Annotated in this window: 17 protein-coding genes and 1 pseudogene; 4 read left to right on the forward strand and 14 right to left on the reverse strand. The window is 61.2% G+C overall.

Features of this window, described 5'->3' with window-relative positions; genetic code table 11:
• Positions 1–101: 101 nt before the first annotated feature.
• The 4 genes from HUK73_RS24245 to HUK73_RS24260 all read right to left on the reverse strand — a co-directional run bounded on the left by HUK73_RS24245 (position 102) and on the right by HUK73_RS24260 (position 4,737).
• Entirely contained in the window at positions 102–1,631 is a 1,530-nt protein-coding gene (locus HUK73_RS24245) for a coniferyl aldehyde dehydrogenase (RefSeq protein WP_369805604.1), read from the reverse strand.
• Entirely contained in the window at positions 1,624–2,460 is an 837-nt protein-coding gene (locus HUK73_RS24250) for an alpha/beta fold hydrolase (RefSeq protein ID WP_176594317.1), read from the reverse strand. The genes HUK73_RS24245 and HUK73_RS24250 overlap by 8 nt, the downstream gene beginning before the upstream one ends.
• An 88-nt stretch (positions 2,461–2,548) precedes the next feature.
• Complete coding sequence (locus HUK73_RS24255) at positions 2,549–3,445, reverse strand: acetoacetate decarboxylase family protein (RefSeq protein WP_176594318.1); 897 nt, start codon at positions 3,443–3,445, stop codon at positions 2,549–2,551.
• Positions 3,442–4,737 (reverse strand): NADH:flavin oxidoreductase/NADH oxidase family protein, encoded by a 1,296-nt coding sequence (locus HUK73_RS24260; RefSeq protein WP_176594319.1) that lies wholly within the window; start codon positions 4,735–4,737, stop codon positions 3,442–3,444. Before HUK73_RS24260 ends, HUK73_RS24255 begins: the two co-directional genes overlap by 4 nt.
• 88 nt (positions 4,738–4,825) lie before the next feature.
• Here HUK73_RS24260 and HUK73_RS24265 point away from each other — a divergent pair, with 88 nt between their 5' ends.
• Positions 4,826–5,329: a MerR family transcriptional regulator gene (locus HUK73_RS24265; RefSeq protein WP_176594320.1), complete on the forward strand. Its 504-nt coding sequence runs from the start codon at positions 4,826–4,828 to the stop codon at positions 5,327–5,329.
• On the opposite strand, the gene HUK73_RS24270 is transcribed toward HUK73_RS24265, so the two are convergent.
• The 4 genes from HUK73_RS24270 to HUK73_RS24285 form a co-directional block, all read right to left on the reverse strand.
• Positions 5,330–5,632, reverse strand: a complete 303-nt coding sequence (locus tag HUK73_RS24270) for a hypothetical protein (protein ID WP_218036708.1) — start codon at positions 5,630–5,632, stop codon at positions 5,330–5,332.
• A 264-nt stretch (positions 5,633–5,896) separates the two neighbouring features.
• A complete protein-coding gene (locus HUK73_RS24275; protein ID WP_176594321.1) occupies positions 5,897–8,203 on the reverse strand; it encodes an arylsulfatase in 2,307 nt (768 codons plus the stop codon).
• 71 nt (positions 8,204–8,274) lie between these two features.
• The gene (locus tag HUK73_RS24280; RefSeq protein ID WP_218036709.1) at positions 8,275–10,518 is read right to left on the reverse strand and encodes a TonB-dependent receptor; all 2,244 of its coding nucleotides are present in this window, start codon (positions 10,516–10,518) and stop codon (positions 8,275–8,277) included.
• 75 nt (positions 10,519–10,593) lie between these two features.
• Entirely contained in the window at positions 10,594–11,349 is a 756-nt protein-coding gene (locus HUK73_RS24285; RefSeq protein ID WP_176594322.1) for an SDR family NAD(P)-dependent oxidoreductase, read from the reverse strand.
• Between the two features lie 164 nt (positions 11,350–11,513).
• Between HUK73_RS24285 and HUK73_RS24290 the strand changes: the two genes are divergently transcribed.
• On the forward strand, positions 11,514–12,848 hold the full coding sequence (locus tag HUK73_RS24290) for an ISNCY family transposase (RefSeq protein ID WP_176592939.1): 1,335 nt from the start codon (positions 11,514–11,516) through the stop codon (positions 12,846–12,848).
• A gap of 313 nt (positions 12,849–13,161) precedes the next feature.
• Here HUK73_RS24290 and HUK73_RS24295 read toward each other — a convergent pair whose 3' ends face one another.
• Positions 13,162–15,471, reverse strand: coding sequence for an arylsulfatase (locus HUK73_RS24295; protein WP_176594323.1), 2,310 nt, complete (start codon positions 15,469–15,471; stop codon positions 13,162–13,164).
• Positions 15,472–15,659: 188 nt separating this feature from the next.
• On the opposite strand from HUK73_RS24295, the gene HUK73_RS24300 reads away from it, so the two are divergent.
• Positions 15,660–16,916, forward strand: coding sequence for a TetR/AcrR family transcriptional regulator (locus HUK73_RS24300; protein WP_176594324.1), 1,257 nt, complete (start codon positions 15,660–15,662; stop codon positions 16,914–16,916).
• Between the two features lie 146 nt (positions 16,917–17,062).
• Here the strand turns inward: HUK73_RS24300 and HUK73_RS24305 are convergent.
• Positions 17,063–17,400 (reverse strand): annotated as a pseudogene (locus HUK73_RS24305) (DDE-type integrase/transposase/recombinase); the annotation flags it as partial.
• Between the two features lie 141 nt (positions 17,401–17,541).
• On the opposite strand from HUK73_RS24305, the gene HUK73_RS24310 reads away from it, so the two are divergent.
• Complete coding sequence (locus HUK73_RS24310) at positions 17,542–17,736, forward strand: hypothetical protein (RefSeq protein WP_369805628.1); 195 nt, start codon at positions 17,542–17,544, stop codon at positions 17,734–17,736.
• 69 nt (positions 17,737–17,805) lie between these two features.
• On the opposite strand, the gene HUK73_RS24315 is transcribed toward HUK73_RS24310, so the two are convergent.
• From HUK73_RS24315 to HUK73_RS24330, 4 genes are all read right to left on the reverse strand, one after another.
• Positions 17,806–18,318, reverse strand: coding sequence for a VOC family protein (locus tag HUK73_RS24315; protein ID WP_176594325.1), 513 nt, complete (start codon positions 18,316–18,318; stop codon positions 17,806–17,808).
• A gap of 560 nt (positions 18,319–18,878) precedes the next feature.
• The gene (locus HUK73_RS24320; RefSeq protein ID WP_176594326.1) at positions 18,879–19,115 is read right to left on the reverse strand and encodes a hypothetical protein; all 237 of its coding nucleotides are present in this window, start codon (positions 19,113–19,115) and stop codon (positions 18,879–18,881) included.
• The gene (locus HUK73_RS24325; RefSeq protein WP_176594327.1) at positions 19,105–19,308 is read right to left on the reverse strand and encodes a hypothetical protein; all 204 of its coding nucleotides are present in this window, start codon (positions 19,306–19,308) and stop codon (positions 19,105–19,107) included. The genes HUK73_RS24320 and HUK73_RS24325 overlap by 11 nt, the downstream gene beginning before the upstream one ends.
• 157 nt (positions 19,309–19,465) lie before the next feature.
• Positions 19,466–21,994: a TonB-dependent receptor gene (locus HUK73_RS24330; protein ID WP_369805605.1), complete on the reverse strand. Its 2,529-nt coding sequence runs from the start codon at positions 21,992–21,994 to the stop codon at positions 19,466–19,468.
• Between the last annotated feature and the right edge of the window lie 65 nt (positions 21,995–22,059).

A 22,059-nucleotide genomic window follows, 5' to 3' on the forward strand; every position in this document is an offset into this window, starting at 1 on the left:
GTTCCCACTTTTCCGCACGATGCTCTCGGGTAGCGGAAACCGGCGGCTGAACGGCGACTAAGGGGCGAGGGCGGAATATCTGAACAAAATAATATAGGTATCTATTTCGCAGTTGGCCCAAACATGGATCTCAGTGTCCAATCCGCCAATCGGCCATAGGGCGCACGAAGCAGGCTGGGCAGGTTCCATCGGCTTTGCGCGAACACGCCCTTGGCATGGCTCATCGTTCGGAAGCCTTCAATCCCATGATAGGCGCCCATGCCGCTCGGTCCGATTCCTCCGAACGGCAAGTCATCCTGCGCGACGTGCAGCAGTGTGTTGTTGATGCCGACATTGCCTGATGTCGTCGATGCCAGCAGCTTCGCGCAATCCGCGTCCTCAGGTCCGAAATAATAGAGCGCGAGCGGGCGTGGCCTGCCGTTCACATGGCCGATCACCTCGTCGATCGAACGGTAGGTGCGCACCGGCAGGATCGGACCGAAAATCTCTTCTCGCATGATCGCGCTTCCGTCGTCGGCACCGATGACGAGGGTCGGAGCGATTGTCCTGCCGCGCTCAACTGCCGCTTCAGGCTTACGCCCCGCTTCAACGATGCGGGCACCGGCATTCCGTGCATCCTCAACCAGGCCCTTCAGGCGATCATAGTGCCTGTCGCTAACGATCGAAACGTAATCCCTGCCGGTCGGACCATCGGGATAGATGCGCGAGACAGCTTTGTCATAGAGCGTGACGAAGATGTCCAGATCATCCTCATGCACCAGAGCATAATCCGGCGCGACGCAGGTCTGGCCAGCGTTCGACAGCTTGCCGAACACGATGCTTTCGATGCTGCGCGCGTTGACGCTACCGCGCGCAACGATCGCCGGGCTCTTGCCACCCAGTTCCAGCGTGACGGGCACGAGATTGTGGCTGGCCGCTTGCATCACCTTGCGGCCGACCTGGGTACTGCCGGTGAAGAAGAGGTGATCGAAGGGCAAGGCGCTGAAGGCGGCGCCAACCTCAGGGCCGCCGAGGACGACGGCGACCTCATCCTCCGAAAATGCGTCAGCCAGCATCTGCCGGATTACCTCGCTGGTGCGCGGCATGAGTTCGGACGGCTTCAACATCGCCCGGTTGCCGGCCGCCAGCGCGGTGACAAGCGGGATGATCGTCAGCGAGAAGGGATAGTTCCAGGGCGCCATGACGCCGATCACACCCTTGGGCTGATACTCCACCCAGGCACGGCCTGCACGATAGGGCAGCGCGACATGCCGCCGCTCCGGCTTCATGAAGCGCTTCAGGTTACGGGTCAGATAGTCGATCGTCTGGATGACGCCCATAACCTCCATGATGTCGGTCTCGTGGCGCGAGCGATGGCCGAAGTCGGCGCTGATTGCCTCGCCGATGTGCGCACGACAGGCGAGGACGGCGGCGCGGAGGCCGGCCAGCTTTGCCTTGCGATCGCGCAGGTTCGGCGCACCGACCCATAAAAAGGCGGCGCGCTGCTGTTCGAGCAGCGATACCATGTCTTTATCTGACGCATCCTGATCTGACGCATCCTTCGGATCGTGAACGACAGCCGGGCTCCCGGAAGAAACCCCGCCGGCCGCTCCACGGGAGCCGGAACAATCCCGCGGGTTGAAATCAGCCACGGATGAACGCCAGAAGATCGGCGTTGATCACCTCGGCGTTCGCCGTGTGCATGCCGTGCGAGAAGCCCGCATAGATTTTGAGCTGGCTGTTCCGGAGGAGTTTGTCCTGCATGATCGCAGCGGTCCTGTACGGGACGACCTGATCGTCGTCGCCCTGCATGACGAGCGTCGGCACGGTGATCGCCTTGAGATCCTCCGTCTGGTCGGTCTCGGAAAAGGCCTGGATGCCCTCATAATGCGCCTTGGCGCTGCCGATCATGCCCTGGCGCCACCAATTGTCGATGACGCCCTGCGATACCTCCGCGCCCTCGCGGTTATAGCCGTAGAACGGGCCGGTCGGCACATCGAAGTAGAACTGCGCGCGATTGGCGGCGAGCGCCGCGCGGAAGCCGTCGAACACTTCGATCGGGGTGCCATCGGGATTGCCGTCGGTCTTGACCATCAGCGGCGGGACCGCGCTGATCAGCACCGCCTTGGCGACCCGGCCCTGCGGCTGACCATGCTGGGCGACATAGCGCGCGACCTGCCCGCCGCCGGTCGAGTGGCCGATGTGGATCGCATTGGTGAGATCGAGATGCTCGGCGACGGCGGAGGCGTCGGACGCATAATGATCCATGTCATGGCCCTCGCTCACCTGGGTCGAGCGGCCATGCCCGCGCCGGTCATGCGCCACGACGCGAAAGCCCTTGCCCAGAAAGAACAGCATCTGCGCGTCCCAGTCGTCCGCGCTCAGCGGCCAGCCATGATGGAAGACTAGCGGCTGCGCTTCCCTCGGACCCCAATCCTTGTAGAAGATCTCAGTCCCGTCCCCGGTTTTCACGAAAGGCATGATACCGTCTCCTTGTGCGTTGCAGGAATTTCACCGCGCTTATTGCCCCACGGTGATGAAGGGTGCCGATTTCCAGACTATCGACTCGCTAATAGGCTCCCATGGGCGTCGGCATGTTCAGGACGAACTGCGCATCCTTGACGACATCGAGCCGGAGCATGGTGCGAGCGCCGAGGCCGTCGAGCAATGCGCTGAGCGGACCGCCATGGCGCGACAGCGTCACATCGCGTGGGAACAACCGCCGGGCGAATGTCAGCATGTTCGACAGGACACGCGACTGGTGCCAGCGTCCGTCGATCAAATGGACCATCATGTTGGTGTCCATGCTGGACTGGGAGGGCACCGTCTCCAGCTTGGGCAGCGGCGCCGTCAGCACAAGGTCGGGCGTACCCTCGCCGGTCGCAATGCTGGCCCGCACGTCCACGCCAATCTCCAGCCCGATATCGGCGAGCCATTTCGGCAACTGATAGCCCTGAACGCCTCGCACACGTGCGATCTCGGTGGTGACGGGCAGCGCCAGCACATGGACGAAGAAGCTGCGGCGACGCATCGATTCGAGCAGTTCGCGCATGTTCGACCCACGGCCGCCTGGCCTGCGGATGACGATGGCGACCGAGACTTCTCCATAGGGATCATTGTCGCAGACCGCGTAGGAGAAGAAGGTCAGCGCGACCAGGCCATGGCCCGGCAACGCCCGCAGCGGTTCCAGAGGCACGGGGAGCATGGCGCGCAGTCGGTTCAGCGGCGCCAGCATGAGCAACTGCACGCTGCTGGCGCGGTAGTAGAAGTTCGGCGCCCAGACCGGGCCTATGCGTGAAGGAACCTTCTGCTTGGGAAACCGGCGGAAGAAATCGACATTGCCGGCAGCGGGATCGCGCGCCACGGCATCCAGATCCGGTTGCCGGTGGAAGCGATCATAATAACCACCGACGGGGATCGCCACTTCGGTCCCGCCAAACTCGACCATGGTCGTGTCCGTGGTCATGCCCTTGCCTCCGCACAGGTCTGCAATCGGGCGGCGTGCGCCGAACTGGCTCGCCCCGTGTCGGCGGCGCGCCGTCTGATCCATTCGCGATATTGGCGCGCGCGCTTCTTCCCGTCGAACTGCGAGAGGATCAGCGCCCAGATCGGCGAGACGCCGGGCCGGGGGCGTCGTCCCCGGCTCAGGCGGCTGAGCTGATATTTGACCGCCGACATGTGCGCGGTCGCGGCGAGCGGCTTGTTCTTCCAGCGGATGGGCCGCAGCATCGGCGCGTCCGTCCGCCCGTTCCGCCAGTGGCGAGGCAGGTCCGGTTCAATCGCGAGCGCGGTGGCGATTCCGGCCATCGCGATGCCGCTGTCGATCACTGTTTCGGCCACCTTGCGGCGGCGGATACCGCCCGTCACCATCAGCGGCATGGTCGCGACCACTGCGATATCACGGGCGAACTCCAGGAAATAAGCTTCGCGGGCAAGGGTTCGCTCGTCGCGCGAAGAGCCCATCATCGCAGGCGCCTCGTAACTGCCGCCGGAAAGCTCGACGAGATCGACGCCCAGTGGCGCCAGCATCTCGATCACTGCACGCGCATCCTCCGGCGAAAAACCGCCGCGCTGGAAATCGGCGGAGTTGAGCTTCACCGAGACTGCGAAGCCAGGCGATACGGCGGCGCGAACACCGCGCACGATATCCACCAGCAGCCGTACCCTGTTCTCGAGGCTTCCGCCCCAGCGGTCCTGCCGCCGGTTGGTCAGCGGTGACAGGAACTGGCTGAGCAGATAGCCATGCGCGGCATGAACCTCGACGCCAGTGAAGCCGGCACGCTCCGCCAGCAGAGCCGTTTCGATGAAGCGCCGCTCAACGTCCGCAATGTCGGCCGACGTCATCGCGCGCGGAGCCGGGAAGAGCTTCGACTGCGCGCCGAGATCGATCGCGACCGGCGACGGGGCGAGCGTCTCCTGACCAAGGCCTGTCGGCATCTGGCGGCCGGGGTGGTTGATCTGCATCCAGACATGCCCGCTGCCCGAGCGCGCGGCCTTAGCCCATGCTCGAAAGCGGTCGAGATGCCGATCATCTTCCAGTACGACACCGCCAGGACCGGTCATGGCACGGGCATCGACCATCACATTGCCGGTGATGATGAGACCGGCCTTGCCCTCGGCCCATGCGCGATAGAGGCGGATCAGGTCATGTGACGGCGCATGGTCGTCGTCCGCCATATTTTCTTCCATCGCCGCCTTGGCGATGCGGTTGGGGATCACGGCGCCATTGGGCAGCGTCAAAGGGGAAAACAGCGTCATCGGCACGACTCCGAAAAAGGATTTTGGTGTTGTCTAACCTTTAAGTTAAGTTTAAGGTCAATAGGCTATTTTTGGGAGCGCGAAACGCATGAACATCGGGGAATTGGCGAAGCGGAGCGGGCTCAGCCAGTCGCGCATCCGCTTTTACGAGAGCATCGGTCTGTTGCGGGTCGATCGGAAGCCAAACGGCTACCGCACATATCCGACGGAGGCCGTGCTGGTACTCGACCTGATTGCGAGCGCACAGCGGGCGGGCTTCAGTCTGGATGAGATCCGCACGCTCCTGCCGACCGATCTCGAGCATTGGGAGCATGATGCGCTGATCGGGACACTGCGCGCCAAGGTCGCCGACATAGAGGCGCTGGAAGCACGGCTGACTCAGAGCAAGGCGCATCTCATCGCTGTGATCGCCGACATCGAAGCGAAGCCCGACCATCTAAGCTGCGCCGCCAATGCCCGGCGCGTCCTATCCCGCCTCACCGATCATGATGCCGACCACGAGGAGATGGCGTCAGACGATGTTCGCCTGCTCGACAAGACGCATCGTCGGCAGTCGGTCAAGCAGGTTCGAACCGCCAATATCCCCGCATAGTTATCGGTCGAGCAGAGCCGCGACTGCTTTTGCGGTCGCCTTTGCCGAGAAGGGGCTTTGCCCCGTCACCAGCCTGCCGTCGGTAATGACGTGAGGCATGAAGGGCAGGAGAGCCTTGTCATAGAGCGCGCGCCGCCGCTTCATCTCGGCCTCGGCGTTACAGGGCATCAGCCGGGCGACGCCCGCCAGCACCTCCTCCGCCCAGGAGAAGCCGGTGATATGCTTGCCCGCGACCAGCAACGCGTCCAACCGGCCGGTCGCGGGGTGACTTTTAAGTACTCGGCCGCGCTTCACCAAGCGCACCGGGATGTCCCTGCCGGACGTTAGTCGGCCCATTCCGTGAGATGGCGTTGCACGGTCAACCGACTTGGCGCGTGCGTTTTGCACATAGGAAGGGCTGCTCAGCGAAGGCCCATCATGCAGCGATCCCGGATCGGGCATCTCATGATGCCCAAACAGGCGTAAAAGTCATAAGACAAGACGACGTCTTTCCACATTTTCGCCTGGAGCCGTCGCCGATGTATCTCCGACAGCTTAGTAGAACGCCGTGCGGCACTTCTCACGCCATCACTTCACGTCCACGGTGATCCGCTTGATTGTGCCGGTAAAGGAAAAGGCGCCGTCATAGGCATCAACGACGGGTCCGCCATGCGACCGGCCGATACCCATGCTGCCGAACTGGGCCGGTGCGCCGATCCGGTCGAAACGATGCAGCGCAACCGCTTTGCCATTGACGAGCAGCCGACCCGTCCCGCCGCCAAATAGCTTTGGGTCTTCGCGGTCATAGTCATAGGCGATCTCCAACGATCCGGTTGGTAACGGTGCTTCCATTATTGCGGCCGACTTTCCGAAGAAATTACTCGCATAAAAGAGCCTGCCGTCCTTGGCATAGAGGGTGAAGCCACCATAGCGACCGCCATTGGTCAGAAGGACGCCCTCTGCCCCGGCTGGCGGAATGTCCACATCAGCGGTGATCCGGTGGGACTTGAGAAAATTCGGTGCTTTGGCGACCGGCAGCCGCGCCATCCCGGCATGGTAGACGAAATGAGACGGCGGCGCGGCGGGCGCGCTCTTGCCGTCGATCGGCTGGCTGCCCGCCGTCTTGACGATGCAGCCATCCTGCATGGGATAGACGTGGTTCGCCCGTGCTTCCCGTTCGAACAGCGCCTGAAGCGCCTTCAGCTTTTCCGGGTTCTGCGCCGCGACATCATGCGCCTGTGAGAAGTCCTTCTCGATGTCATAGAGTTCCCAACTGTCCGTCGAGAAATCGGGCTTGCATGAAAGCTGCCACGGGACAGACCGGCGCACGGTGGCGATCCATCCGTCCTGATAGATAGCGCGGTTTCCCGTTTCCTCGAAATATTGGACGCGGTGCTGCGAGGGCGCGGACGGATTGTCGAAACTATAGGCGAAGCTCACCCCGTCGAGCGGCTGTTGCGCGACGCCATCCACTGAATCCGGCGCGCGAATACCAGCGGCGTCGTAGATGGTCGGTGCTATGTCATTGACGTCAGTGAACTGAGACCGGGGCCGCGCATCGGTCTTGATCCCGTCGGGCCAGGACACGACCATCGGGTTGCGGGTTCCTCCAAAGAAGGAGGCGACCCGCTTCATCCAACGGAACGGCGTGGCGGTCGCCCACGCCCAGCCGGCGCTGTAATGATTGTCGTACAGTTTCGATCCGAGTTGATCGACATGTGAGAGCTGTTCGTCCACAGGCGATGGCAAGCCGTAGATGATATTGGCCAGACCGACATCCGACCCGTCGATCGCGCCTTCGCCGCTGGCCCCATTGTCGCCGACAATGTAGAAGATCAGCGTATTATTACCATTGGGGCCTTGGCGGACCTGTTCGATCAGGCGACCAATCTCATGATCGGTATATTCGAGAAAGCCCGCGAACACTTCCATCTGATGAACATAAAGCCGTTTCTGGTCGGCGGATAGTGTGTTCCATGCAGGCAGTTCGGCCGGGCGCGGTGTCAGCGTCGTGTCATGCGGGATCACGCCCATCTTCTTCTGGCGGGCGAACACCTCCTCTCGATATTTGTCCCATCCGCCGTCGAAACGACCCCGATATTTGTCGATCCATTCCTTGGCGACATGATGGGGAGCGTGCGCGCCGCCCGCCGCATAATAGAGAAAATAGGGCCGGTTTGAGGCAAGCGATGCCTGTGTCTGCAACCAGTTGATCGCCCGGTCGGTGATGTCGGCGGCGAAATGATATTCGCCCTTTGCCGGCCTGGGCGGGTCGACTGCCGTGGTGTCATTATACAGCAGCGGCTCCCACTGGCTGTCTTCGCCCTGCATGAAGCCGTAGAAATGTTGGAAACCAAGGCCGGTCGGCCAGCGGTCGAACGGTCCGACGGGGCTGATTTCCGCAATTGGCGTGTTATGCCATTTACCGAAGGCAGCTGTGTTGTAGCCATTGTCGAGCAGCACCCGAGCCACTGTTGCAGTGCTTTTCGGCCAGGACCAGTCATAGCCCGGATGGGGATATTCGACGACAGTGCCCGCGCCCACACGATGGGCATTGCGGCCTGTCAGCAAAGCGGCCCGCGTGGGTGAGCAGACCGAGGTGGTGTGAAAGCGGTTGTAGGTGATCCCGCTGGCTGCCAGACTGTCCAGGGCAGGCGTTCGTACCGCTCCGCCGAACCGCTCGCTCGCAGCGAAGCCGACATCGTCCAGCAGGATAACGACGATATTGGGACGGGACGATTGTTGTTGCACCGACACAGGCCGAGGCGTGTCGGGCCGCGATGACGGGACGGCCTGGGCCGGCATCGACGCCCACAGGAACGCGCCCAAGGCAATGCTTGCCGCCACCGGGCGCAAGCGGATACGGATTCGTCCTTGATAGCTGTCAGTCACCATCGTCTTTTTCCTGTTCTATCCATGCGGATTCCATGTGCTGGCGACCCGCCGGCCGCCAGCACATGCCCGGTTCAGTTGCCGAAGCGCATCCGGGCCGAAATCCCGTACATTCGCGGTTCGCCATAATAAGCGGATTCAAACCCGAGGCTGCTGGTCAGGGGGAAGCCGCCCAGAATATAGGTCTTGTTGGTCAGGTTCGACCCGAACACCGCCAGATCGATGCCGGAGCGCGCCACGTCCTTGAGCTCCACGCGCGCACCGAGCAGGCCGTAGCTGGGATAGGTGGTGAGATAGGCGGCGTTGGTTTCGTTGGTATTGACCTTGCCCTGCCAGCTATAGTCCACGCTGAGGCCAAGGGTACCCAGCGCGTCACTCACCGGCAGGTCGAGCTTGCCGCTTACGCCATATTTCCACTTCGGCTGGAATGCGGTCTGCCGCCCCTTGATCGCGGCGGTGCCGGGCACCGTCACATTGCTGTGCGCATCGAGGTAGGAGACGAAGCCGTTGATGGTGAGTATTTCGAGCGGCCTGATCGACCCTTCGAATTCAAAGCCCTTGTTCGTCGCCTTGCCCGCATTCTGGACCAGGGATGTGATCGCAACGCCCGGAATGACGACCGGCTGCGAAATCTGGATGTCCTTATATTTGTCGATAAAGGCGGACAGATTGGTACGCAACGGCACGCCGACATTCCAGTCGGCCTTGAGCCCGGCTTCGAAGCTGTCCACATGTTCGGGGCGGAAAGCGGTGAATTCCGGCGCCGGCGATGGCAGGTTCAGGCCACCGCTCTTGTAACCGCGGCGATAGGACAGATAGGCCAACACCCGGTCCATCGGCTTATACTGGATCGTGGCGTCATAGGACGGCGCCTTGAACTTGCCGCTCGCTTCGAACGGACAGGTGATCGGCCCGGTCCCGGCGGGAACACGCTGTGTACAATCGCCAGCGGTGTTGAACACGCCGATGCCCGCCGCTCGCTTGTCCCAAGTATAGCGGAAACCACCGCTGAGTTGGAACTGGTTGGTCAGATCGATTTCCGCATGGGCGAACAGGGCGTCGCTCTGGTCGCGATAGTCAAGCCTGCGCACCGAAACGTTACCCGACAGGCTTTGCCGTACCTCTTGCGGGAAACCCGGTTTCGTCAGTTCATGATAATAGCCGACGATATATTCGAGACCCATGGACGGTACTTTGCCCTGAACCTGGAACTCTTCGGTGAACTGTTCCTGCCCGATCTGCCAACCGCGCTCGCCGGGCACATTTTCGATGAAGAAGGTGTTGACGGGCGTGCCGTCGAAATCGCTCGCCTGATCGACGCGGTTGCGGCGGAAGGAGACGATGTTCTTGAGCGTGATCGCGTCCGATGCTTCCCAGGTGGTCTTGTTGGTGACGCCGAAGCCGGACTGACGATCATAGAGCGCCACCGGAAGCAGCGTCCGGCGCACGCCCAGCGCCCGCTGCTGCGCGAGATAGGGGGCGATCAGCGCGCCTGTGGGAGATGCCGGATTGACCTGACGGATCACGGCGGACGTGCCGCTTTGGTCCTTCACCCTGCCATCGATAATGGTGAGGTTTTCAAGGCCGGCGGCCGGCGTGAAGAGGATAGACGCGCGATAGGCCTGATAATCGCGCCCGTCGAGATGCTGGCCAGTCAGCACGCTTGTGGTGAAGCCGTGCCGCTCAGCGACATTGCCTGCCAGCCGGATCGACAGGAGATCGGGACTGATCGGCAGGTTCATGACCGCTTCCAGTTCCCGATAACCGTAATTGCCAGCCGAAAGCTGGACATAGCCCTCAATCTTCTGCGTAGGCCGCTGCGGTTCGAACAGAACGGCACCGCCTGTCGTGTTGCGACCGAACAGGGTGCCCTGCGGCCCCTTCAATATCTGCACGCCGCTCAGGTCGAAAAACACGCCGGGGCCGCTCACCAGGGCGGGCACTTCGGCGAAATAGGTCGCGACGCTGGTGAAATTGCGCTGGCCGAAGCTGAAGATGCCCGGCCCCTGGCCGCGGATGTAGAAACTGGCATCGTCGCGGCGCTGGCCCGATACGTTGACGCCCGGCAACGCCTTTTGCAGGTCGTCGGTCGAGCGCACGCCCATCTCCTGCAGAGCCTGCCCGGAAAGCGCCGTGATGGCGACGGGCACGTCCTGAAGCGGTTCGGCGCGGCGACGCGCGGTGACCACGATATCGTCAAATCCGGCAGCCTGCGCCTGTAGCTGCTGAGCAGAAGCTTGGTCGACCACATCTTGCGCGACGGCCGATCCACCGAACAAGAGCCCGGCGATGCTTGCCGACAAGTAAAGATACTTCATGATGATATGATTTCCCTTTTAGATATTGTCTTTTGTGGCGGTGCTGTTGGAGGATCGGGGGCACCTTCCCCGTTCTTACCAAGTGGTGAATCCGCCATCGATGCTGAGCGCCTGCCCCGTGATGAAGCCGGCCTGCGGCGAACACAACCAGACCACCGCGCTGGCGATGTCATGGGGTTCCCCCAGCCGGCCCATGGGCGTCGCCTGCATCAACTGTTCCATGTCCTTCTGGTTATCCGGGCGATCGGTGATCCCGGTATGGGCGATGCCGCCTGGGCAGACCGCATTCACCCGAATGCCCGCCCGTGCGTAATCCAGCGCGACGGCGCGGGTGAGACCGACCACTCCGGTCTTGGACGCGGAATAGGCGGCCAGCCCCGGTCCGCTCACCACACCCATGATCGACGATGTGTTGACGATGGCGCCGCCGCCATGGGCCAGCATATGGGCGCATTCATGCTTCAGGCAGAGCCAGACGCCCTTCAGGTTGACGCCGATGGTGCGGTCCCAATCCTCTTCCGACATCTCGGCCACGGGCGCGCCACGCGGCGCGATGCCCGCATTGTTGAAGGCGCAATGCAACCCGCCGAAGCTTTTGACCGCCAGGGTGACGGCATGGGCGACATCGGCGTCGCGCGACACATCCGTCGCCACGAAGATCGCGCGTCCGCCTGCCGCCTCCACGGCATGGGCAGCCTCCTCGCCAGCGGTTTTTGCTACATCGGCGAGCACCACATGCGCGCCCGCTGCGGCAAAGCTCAAGGCCGCCTGACGACCGATGCCGGTCGCAGCGCCCGTAACAAGCGCGACTTGGCCGTCAAGATCATGCATATCCTTCTCCCATCCCCTTAATTAGTGCCTGCCCATAAACGCTAAGATATTGAAATATTGCGTTTAATCCAGGAATTCGGGCTTTGAAGGCCCGACGGTGTCGGTTATGCTTTGGGCTCAAACCACTGAGATCATGGCATAATCAACACACGCCGGAGCCGACAATGCGCCAGAAACGCATCATCCAGAGCAGCCTATTCGATCTGTTTGCCGATCACCAGATCGGACGTGAGCTCAAGGCTATTTCCGGGTGGCTCGAGGCACACAGTGAGCTGCTGACACTGGTGGCGGCTGATCTTGGCGAGGCTGGCATCAAGGACACGGGGCGCCAGGGTTTGCCGGTGGAATCGGTTCTGCGATGCGCCGTGCTCAAGCAGTATCGCCAGCTGAGTTACGAGGAACTGGCCTTTCACCTTGAGGATTCCTCTTCGTTTCGCGCCTTCGCCCGGCTGCCCCTGGCATTGTGCCCGAAGAAGTCGGTGCTGCAAAAGACGATTAGTCGGATCAGGGCGGAGTCCTGGGAACAAATCAATCGGGCGTTGCTGAGCGATGCCAGGCAGGAAAAGATCGAGCGCGGGATGGCCGTGCGGATCGACAGCACCGTGTGCGAGGCGCTGATGCACGCCCCCAGCGACAGTTCGTTGCTGTTCGACAGCGTGCGGGTCATGACACGCTTGCTCAAGCAGGCCGCCAGCCTTCCGGGCGGCACCGCCGTCGCCTGGCGCAATCGCCAGCGGCTCGCCAAGAAAAGGGCGCTGGCGATCCGATACAGTCGGGGCAAGGACAGGAAAGCCCGGCTGTACCGGGACTTGATCGATGCCACCCAGGCCACGATGGCATCGCTCCGGAGCCTTGCGTTGCACCTTGCCTCGAGCATCGAAAGCGCAGCCTGGCGTCTTGAGGTCGAACACTATCTGCCCCTGATCGAACGGGTCATCGACCAGACCCGGCGACGGGTCTTCACCGGCGAGCGCGTACCGGCGGCCGACAAGTTGGTCAGCCTGTTTGAACCGCATGCCGAAATCATCGTCAAAGGCGGCCGTGATGTCCAATACGGCCACAAGCTCAACTTCTCCACCGGCAAGAGCGGCATGATCCTCGACGCCGTCATAGAGGATGGCAATCCGGCGGATGCGGCACGCTTTCTGCCCATGCTCGAACGGCATGTAACCTTGTATGGCCAACCACCGCGCCAGTCAGCTGCCGACGGTGGCTTTGCCAGTCGTGACAATCTCAAACAGGCCAAGGCAATCGGAGTGCGCGACGTCGCATTCCACAAAAAGTGCGGTCTAAAAATCGAGGACATGACCAAGAGCAAATGGATCTATCGCCAGCTGCGTAACTTCCGAGCTGGGATCGAGGCTGGCATCTCGTGCCTCAAGCGAGCCTACGGCCTGACGCGATGCACATGGCGTGGGATCGACCACTTCAAATCCTATGTCTGGTCGTCGGTCGTCGCCAACAATCTCGCAATCTTCGCCCGCCTCAAGCCAACATAGTCAGATCCGCACCCCCAGAACACTTCACCGGACGCCACCGGGCGATCCCTCTTGTCTACTGCCCGGGCAGAAGTGCCAGTCTCCCCTTAATCCTGCCCTCGGGCGTCAAAACAGCGACCCGTCCAACTCATAATGCGCTGTCGATGCTGATCCAGCCCGAGCCCAAAGCCCAACCAGATCGCAAAAACACCCCGTTTATGGGCGGGCACTAATTAGAGCGCGCGCTGCGCCAAATCGGACGCAGGCTGCCCACATCCTTTGTCGCCGTATCGCTTTGAGCAAGCCGGGGTCATGTGCCTCCGGCTCGACCACTTTAATTGAGCGTCACGCGAACTTCGCGAAGATCGCCGCTGAACGCAGCCGTTCCCTGCATCGAAGGACTAATCGCCGCCTCGCCGTTGCGCCCGATGGTAAACATGTCATACTCGCTGGTGAAGGTCGGCGGCTCGAAATAGGGAATCTCCGCTTCTGCAACGACCGTTCCGTTCAGACTCAGTCGTCCCGTGCCGCTGCCTTTCTTGGCTGGGTTCGCCACATAGTCATAGGCGACCTCCACCTTGCCGGTCGGCAGCGACGTCGAGGCGACAAGCGTTTGCCGATGGGCGCCGCCACGGAAGATATTTTCGTAAACCACATGGCCATCCCGGACATAGAGCAGGAAGCCGCCCTGATTGCCGCCGTCGGCAAGGATCACGCCTTCAGGCGGCTGATCGCCCACGACGATGTCCGCCGCGATCCGATGCGAGCGGCTGAAATCGGGCGCTTGCGATGCCGGCATGCGCTGAAAACCTGGCTGGAATGTGAAGCTTTTGCGGCCATCCAGCAATCGTGGCTGCTCGCCCCCAAAACCATTCTTGCCGAACGAGTTGTTCAACGGAAAGACATTGTTGGCGCGCGCTTCACGGTCGAACAGCGCCTGCATCTCACGCAGTCGCACAGGCTCTTTGGCGGCGAGATCATTGTTCTGGCTATAGTCTACATTGAGATTATAGAGTTCCCAACGGTCCTTGGAGAAATCTTCGCTGCGCTGGTAATTCCATGGCACCGAATGCATCGCTCCGGCCCACCAGCCATCCTTGTAGATGGCGCGATTGCCCATCTGCTCAAATATCTGGATATTGTGCCGTGAGGGCGCCTTGGGCTGGGTGAAACTATAGGCAAAGCTCACCCCATCCATCGGCAACTGCAGGACGCCATCGACCGTTTCCGGCACCTTGATGCCGATCACATCATAGAGGGTCGAGGCGATGTCGTTGACATGGGTGAACTGGGTGCGCAGCCCGCCGTGCTCCCTGATGCCCGCCGGCCAGGATACGATCAGCGGGCTGGTCGTGCCGCCCAGATGTGAACCGACCTGCTTGGTCCATTTGAACGGCGAAGAGGTCGCCCATGCCCATCCCGCCGAATATTGCGCGGCGTGGTTCGGCATGCCCAGCTCATCGACCCGGCGCGCCCGTTCCGTGTCAGAGGCGGCGAAACTGTTCAGCCCGGCGATGTCGCGCCCTTCCGGCCCGCCCTCCGCGCTCGCACCATTGTCGCTCACGACATAGAGGATGATGGTGTTGTCGCCGCCCGGCGCGGCGCGCACAGCGCTGACCAGGCGATCGATCTGGGCATCGGTATAGGCCAGGAACGCTGCGAACACTTCCATCTGGCGCGCATAGACCCTCTTCTGATCGGGCGAGAGATTGTCCCAGGCCGGCAGTTCCGCAGGGCGCGGCGTCAGCTTGGCATTGGCGGGAATGAAGCCGAGTTTCTTCTGCCGCGCAAAACTCTCCGCTCGCAGCACGTCCCAACCTTTGTCGAAGCGACCGCGATATTTCTCGATCCAGTCGCGCGGCGGCTGATGCGGCTCGTGCGTGGCGCCGGTCGCGAAATAGAGCATATAGGGCTTGTCTGTCGCCAGCGCATTATGCGTGCCGATCCAGGCAATTGCATCATCGGCGAGGTCGGCGGTCAGATTATAACCTTCGGCAACGGACCGGGGCTGCGCGACCGGGACAGTATTGCGGTAAAGCGCCGGATTGAAATGGTCCATCGCCCCGGCCATGAAGCCGTAGAAATAATCAAAACCCCGTCCCGTCGGCCACCGCTTGAACGGTCCGGTGGGGTTGATCTCGAAATAGGGCGTATTGTGCCATTTGCCGAAGGCGGCCGTGCTGTATCCATTGTCTTGCAGTACCTTGGCGAAGGTTGCCGCATCGTCTCGTAGCACGCCGTCATAGCCGGGATGGGGGCTGGCGGATTCGCTCACCGTGCCGAATCCCACGCGATGATCGTTGCGCCCGGTCAGCAGGGCAGCGCGCGTCGGCGAGCACAGCGCGGTCACATGGAAATTATTGTAGCGCAGCCCTTCGCCCGCCAGCTTGTCCATGGCCGGGGTGGGGACCACGCCGCCAAAGGTGCTGGCGGCAGCAAAGCCGACATCGTCGAGCAGGATGACGACGACATTGGGTGCGCCCTTGGGAGCGACTGGCTCACCGATCCATTTCTCCTTGGTGCCGGCCACGGCGATTCGGCTGTCGGCGCTCTTGACCTGTTCAAGTACCTGCGCTCGCACGCCGGGCGCCAACAACGCCAAGACCAGACTCGCAGAGGCAAGCAACTTTCGCGTGGCGTTCAATGGGTCCTCCCGGCGTTTCATTCTCGTGGATCGAGCGCCACATGTGTAGCTATGTCGGATTGGTACCGATCGGTACGGGACCTGTCAACAATATCCGTTTGACTGCGCCGCATCACGTCCCTTCGGATGGACATGGTTTTACCGAGGCGCTATTCGCACCGCTCCGGAGGAAGGCAGTCACTTCATTCATGACAACAGAAATCGACAGACAGACCCGGATCCTCGATGCCGCTGAACGCCACTTTCTCGCTGATGGATTTGAGCGGAGCAGCGTAGAATCCATCGCCAAGGGCGCCCATGTCAGCAAACGCGAAATCTATCGGGATTGGAAAAGCAAGGCGGATCTGTTTGTTGCTGTTGCAAGCCGGATATTAGCTGACAATGATGTCGATCTTAGCACCGTCCACCCACAACAGGATGAGATGCGGTCGGTGCTCGGTTTCCTCGCGCGCCATTTGCTTGACCAGTTCGCCAGCGACCGTAGCCGTGACATATTTCGTGCAAGCATAGCCGCTATTCGCGATTTCCCCGATGTGGCGAACGACATTCACAACAGGCGCCTGACTGCCTGGGTTCAGTTCGGCGGCTATTTTGAAAAGTTGATCGCTGACGACAAGATTCGGGTTACCAGCGCTGCCGCTGCCGCCAATCGATTCGGCAGCCTGTGCATTGAAGGCCTGCGCTATCTTCTCAGCTATCCTGCCCCAACAGAGTCCGTGCAAACCGTGCATGGGGCAAGAATGGTCGATCTATTCCTCAACGGTTATCAGGCAGGTAACCTGCCTGTCGATCCGACCGAGGAGAGTGCACTCACGACCTGTGCTGCACCCCTTGAAGCACGCACGCCGGTTGAAATCCGCATGTCTCCGGAAAAGCAGTCCATTATGTCGGATGCTCTGCTGACCGAATTTCTTGAGAAGGGATATTATCACGCCAACTTCGCGCAGGTAGCGGGGGCAATTCACGCCAGTAAATCAAGTATCTACAGGCAATTCGGTAGCAAGGCAGGCGCCTTCGAACAACTCGTAAAGCGACGTGTGCAGCAGTTGGCTGACATGGAGCCATTTTCGCTGAGGTCTGGAGAAACGCTAAATCAGACGCTGGTCCGTTTGTGCCGAAATATTCTGGACAGGCACCTGGCGCCGGAGAACATTGCCATCATCCGGGCGTTGATCGAGGAAAGCCGGACATTTCCTGGTCTTGGCCAGATTTATTATGAAAGTCGTCTGCAACTGACTACTCGTGATCTGCGAGCGGTGCTTTGCAAATATGAGGCTGCCGAACCCGACGACTTGGCCATCAGTGCCTTCCATATCCTGGCGACCTACGGCTCTCGATTCATCGCCTTTCCGACGCCGCCAGAGGAAGACGAACGAGCTGCGCTGTCCGCTGAAGCCGCCTCGATCTTTCTAATCGGAGTTTCAGGAAACCGCCACAGCATATGAAGTTTGGGATCCTGTTGACGGCACAGCCCATGCATCCAACGGAATGAAGTTCGGTGGCCAGATGGTTACATCCGTTCTGTCGTAAATATCCGGGGCAGGCGCGGAGTGTTTTTTGAAGTGGTAAATTATGTCGCGAGGCGACTGAACTAATCGGCGAGCGACGGATTTCGGGCGTCATGGCCTTCCATCTGTCCCTTGCGGCTCATGTGGACAAGTTTGATGCAGTTTTCATGTACTGGCTCTGTCGGACCTTGAGTGGCATTGCCTGCGATCGAGTTCGCATCTGAACCTTGGCCCGACAGCGGCTGGCAGCTTCCACATTGGTCGGGTTTCCATCGATGGTGACCTGATCGGGAAGACCATGCCGCGCATAGGCCCGCCAGCAGAAGCGTTTCGCATCGCCAGGATTGCGGGTGGACGAGAACAGGAAGTCGACCGTGGCGCCGCTCTTGTCGATGCTCGGCGAGCATTTCCTCCAGATCCCGCAAGCTCAAGGCGTAGCTCAGCTATTGGGAAATCGCGCACAGTTTGGCGCTGCTGTCGGGCCTGCACCTCCGACAATCTCCTGTGGGGGCATAGTCGATCTGAAATCTCGCGACATTGAACCGGGTTCCCTGTCAGAATCATTTCGTCCCACGATGTCATTGAAGCAAGGGCCGTGGCAGATGCGACCCTTCGTACCGGCGTCGTATCGATCGCCCACGGCTGGGGCGATGGAGCCGGGGTGAACGTCAACATGCCGATCAGCCTCAGCGGCACGGACCCCATCGATGCAATGCCTGTCATGACGGGCTTTGGCGTCAGGATCGAGCCGATCTGATTATCTTTTCGGCCTTTTCAGTCGGCCTCGGGGCCGATGCAGGGCTGAAGCCCTGCATCGGCGACCGGATCAGTTGACGCTCCCCGCTGCGAGGGTTTGCTGAGCCTTGATGATAGAATCCATCAGACTCGGCTTATCAAGAGCGAAGGGCAGCTTTTCCATGCCACCATAGGGATTTGCGAAGCTCGCAACCTCTTCTGGCGAATTGTCGGCATAGACTTCCAGTTCATGGCCGTCAGGATCGTAGAAATAGACGCTCTTCGTCACGCCATGATTGACGGTATAGGCAATTTCGACGCCCTCGCGCAGGAAGGTGTCATAGGCCTCTTGCAGATCATCCTCATTGCGGAGACGAAACGCGAAATGCAACATTCCGATCTCGTTGATCTTGGCCTTGTCAGCCTGAGAACCGATTTCCGCCAGCCCCAGTTCATGATGGTCGCGTCCGCCCGCCGACAGGAATATGACGCCCTGAATTTCGCCCATCACCTGCAATCCAAGGATGCGGGTATAGAAATCGCGTGATTTCTGCATGTCACGAACGCTGATGACGACGTGAGCCACCCTCTCGATCTTGATCATTGTTCTCCAGCCTTTCTCAATTCCGTTTCCGCTTGATACAGCGTGTACATCCGCTCTGTTCCGTGCCTCATCCTCTCACTGCACTCGTCGCCTCGAGTGCCAGGAGGGGTGGTCATTCGTTCGCGCCGTTGCCCATTTGCTCCAGTAAGCCTCGTCAAATACCGGTGTGGTTGCTCAAGTCATGCAATCGCAATAAACAGAATGATCTAATATTTATACATGCACGCCTCGTGACACGTCAACCGTTTTCGAACGATTTCTCCCAAGCAAATGCCAATGCCGAAGCGGAACACCAGTATCATTGGCGTTGAGATGTCGCACGGCCGGCGACTGGCCGCCGAATGAGTGGGTGGTAAGTGCCGGTAGCCCGGATCGGAAGGCGGCGGCATGGGGCGTGGGTCTGCTTGCGATACTGCCGACTATTGCGGCTTAATCAACCCGGTCAAACCTGAGGTCGCCGCGGCTATGTCGAAGAACCTGCACTATGCGTTTTGGCGATGAGCGAAGGCGAACGCAGGCTTACGAAAGCCGCAGAAGTCTGCGGCTTTTAGCTGTCTTGTTCAGGCGGGGCTGTTGTCGAGCAGCGGATAGCGCATCCGCCAGTCATCCAGCAGCGTCTCGACCGCCGCATTTTCCTGAAAGGTCCCGCTCGGCGTGGCGGCCCAGTTGCAGTGCGGATGGGTTTCGCGCGCATAGAGCCGGATCGGTCCGACCACCCTGCGCCAGTGATGCTTGCTCCGACCGTGGTCGCGCACCAGGCGCGCCAGGATCAGGTCGATAAGCTTGTCAGCCGTCATGATCGTCCTTGTCCCCACCCGACCATTGGCCGGGCAGCTCCAGATAAGCCTCCAGTTCCCGCCAGTGCCGGTCCCATCCGGGGCCGCGGCGTTCCTCCGGCACATGGGCCTCCACCATCCGGCGCGCCCGCGCCACGACATTGTCGGCGGGGGTGCGCAGCCGGTCGAGAATGGCCCTGATGCCGTCCGTCATGCGCGTTTCAACTTTCCCCGGGGCAGGATGCGGGCGGATCGGTCCCCTATGCGCCAGTGAATGCGGCGGGGCAAGATGCAGCCGATGCCCGCCAATAAGGAAAAACCCCGCCTCGCATAAGCGAGACGGGGTTCCGTCGCAGCAAATTCCGTGGACTTCAGAATTGCGCGTTGAAGGTGATGCCGTAGGTCCGCGGCTCGGCATAATAGCCGCCCGCAAAGCCCAATTGGCCAAAGTCCACGCCGCGGACAAAATCCTTGGCGTTGGTCAGATTCTTCGCCCAGAGCTTCACGCCGCCAGTGCCGCTACCCAGCGGGATGCCGTCGATCCCGACCTGAAGGTCGAGGATGTCGCGGTTGTCGCCCTTCAGCTCCTCATTGAACGGCGAGGTGCTGCTGGTGGTGAAGCTGTACTTGCCGTCCTCATGGGTATAGCCCAGCCGTCCGACGATCTTCGCCGAACCCCAGTTGAGCGGGAACTGCGCATTGATCGCGGCATTGGCGGTCAGCGGCGAGGTATAGCCCGGCGTCACGATCGACGCGATATTGACCGGCGCGGCGCCCGAAATGGTCGACTGACCGGCCAGGAACTCCTTATATTTGATATCGACATAGCCGATGCTGCCGTCGACCGAGAAATTCTCCGTCAGGATCGCCTGCGCTTCCGCCTCGACGCCGTTATAGACGACCTTGCCGGCATTGCCGATGCGGGTGGCGAAGGTGCCGACCGGCGCATTGGTGAGCGGCACGTTCACCGCCAGGTCCTTGTAGATGTTGTGATAGCCGGCGATGTTGAGGCGCAGGTGACGGTCGAACAGCTCGGTCTTCAGGCCCACTTCATAGGACGTCACATTTTCAGGCTTGAAATAGGGGAGCTTGTTGGTGCCGGTGATCGCGGCATCCTGCGAGTTGAAGCCGCCCGAACGATAGCCGGTCGCTGCACGCGCATAGAAGTTGATGTCGCGCGTGATGTCGTAGCCCGCCATTAGGTTCCAGGTGAACTTGTGGAACTTGGCCGTGCCGGTTTCCGGAACAGTCGGGGCGACGGCGCCATTTTGCAGGCGGAACATCGTCTTGTCGTCCCAGGTGTAGCGGCCGCCGGCGGTCAGGCGGATGCCGCTGTTGCGCCCGCCCGGATAGAAGGTGGCTTGGCCGTAAACCGCCGTGCTTTCGGCAGTGGCGGTGTAGTTGAGCCGCGCGAGCGTCTGCACCATGCGGTAGCGCGCCGGATTGGCGGCGGCCAACGAAGGACCGAGCCCGCCGAAGTTCGCGAGCAGGATGTTGTTGGTGTCGAGTATAAAGCCGCTGTTCTGACGGCCGTTCTCCGAACCCTTCTCCCAGAAATAGAAGCCGCCCACGACCCAGTCCAGCGTGCTGGTGTCGCCGGAAATTTCGATTTCCTGGCTGAACTGCTTGTGTCGGCGGCTGTTGCTGACGTCATACAGATTCTGCGAGGTGGTCGGCACCTTTGCCGCGGCGAGCGCCGCCGCGGTCCCGGCCGGGTAGATATTCTGCAGCAGCGTGGCCGGCATGCCGTTCAGCAGCGATGCGCTGGTGAACAGCGGGCCGGTGAAGGCGCCGATGCCGTCCAGATCTGTCACGGAGTCGCTGTGCCAGTAGCGCAGGCCGGTGGTGGACTTCACCTTGAAAGCGCCGAAATCATTCTGGATCTGGAGGTTATGGCCCCAGCTCTTGTCGGTGGCGCTGCTCAGAATGTCGTTGCACACCGTCTTGCGATAGACGCGTTCGGGCGTGGCGAGCGCGGCGCAGCGCGCGTCGGCGAAGGTCACGCCCGCCAGATATTGTTGCACGGGTGCCTGCTGCGTCACCATGATGGACTGGCCGTTGACCACCATCGGCGGACGAGTTGTGCCATCGGCGACATCGGTGAGGATGAACGGCATCGGCGTGCCGCGCACCTTGCTCCAATCGAAAATGTAGCGGATGGAGCCGGTACCGCCCAGATTGGCCTTGGCCGCGAAGCGGACGGAGTCCGACTTGCGCGCGCCCGGATCACGGCTGTCCTTGGGCTGCATGAGATTGTCGACCAGGCCGTCGCGCTGGCTGTGGCTGTAGGACAGGCTGGTCGAAATGCCGGCGATCTCACCCGGATCGAGCATGATCTTGCCGTTCCAGGCGTTGAAATTGCCATAGCCCGCCTCGCCCTTCAAACGGAAGGTGGAGGAAGGATCGCGCGAGATGAAGGCGATCGCGCCGCCGGTCGTGTTGCGGCCGAACAGCGTGCCCTGCGGCCCGCGCAGCACTTCGACCCGCTGCACGTCCATCACGTCCAGGCCCATGGCACCAGCGCGGGCGATGTAGATGCCGTCGACATAGAGGCCGTTGGCCGAGTCCACGCCGAAGCTTTCGCTGCCGCCGTTGGAAATGCCGCGCATGGAGAAGACGGCGGCGCTGTTGCTGGTCGTGCCCTGAACGATGGTGACGTTGGGGGCCAGGCCGCTGAGATCGCGCGAATCCTTGACGCCCAGCTGCTCGATCTTTTCAGATCCGATGGCGCTGATGGCGATGGGGACGTCCTGAAGCTTCTGTTCGCGCTTCTGCGCGGTCACGACGATTTCGCCCAGCTGGCCCGATGCGGCGCCGTCGGCTTCCTGCGCCAGTGCGGCGCTGACATGTGCGATGCTGCTGGCGCCCAGCATGAGGCTGAATAATGCGATGCGTGTCACGGACACCCCTCCATCTCCCAAAAAAGCGTGCTTGTTACGCAGCGCAGTGAATGTATGCGGATATA

This window comes from Sphingobium sp. EM0848 (assembly GCF_013375555.1).
Taxonomy (GTDB): Bacteria; Pseudomonadota; Alphaproteobacteria; order Sphingomonadales; family Sphingomonadaceae; genus Sphingobium.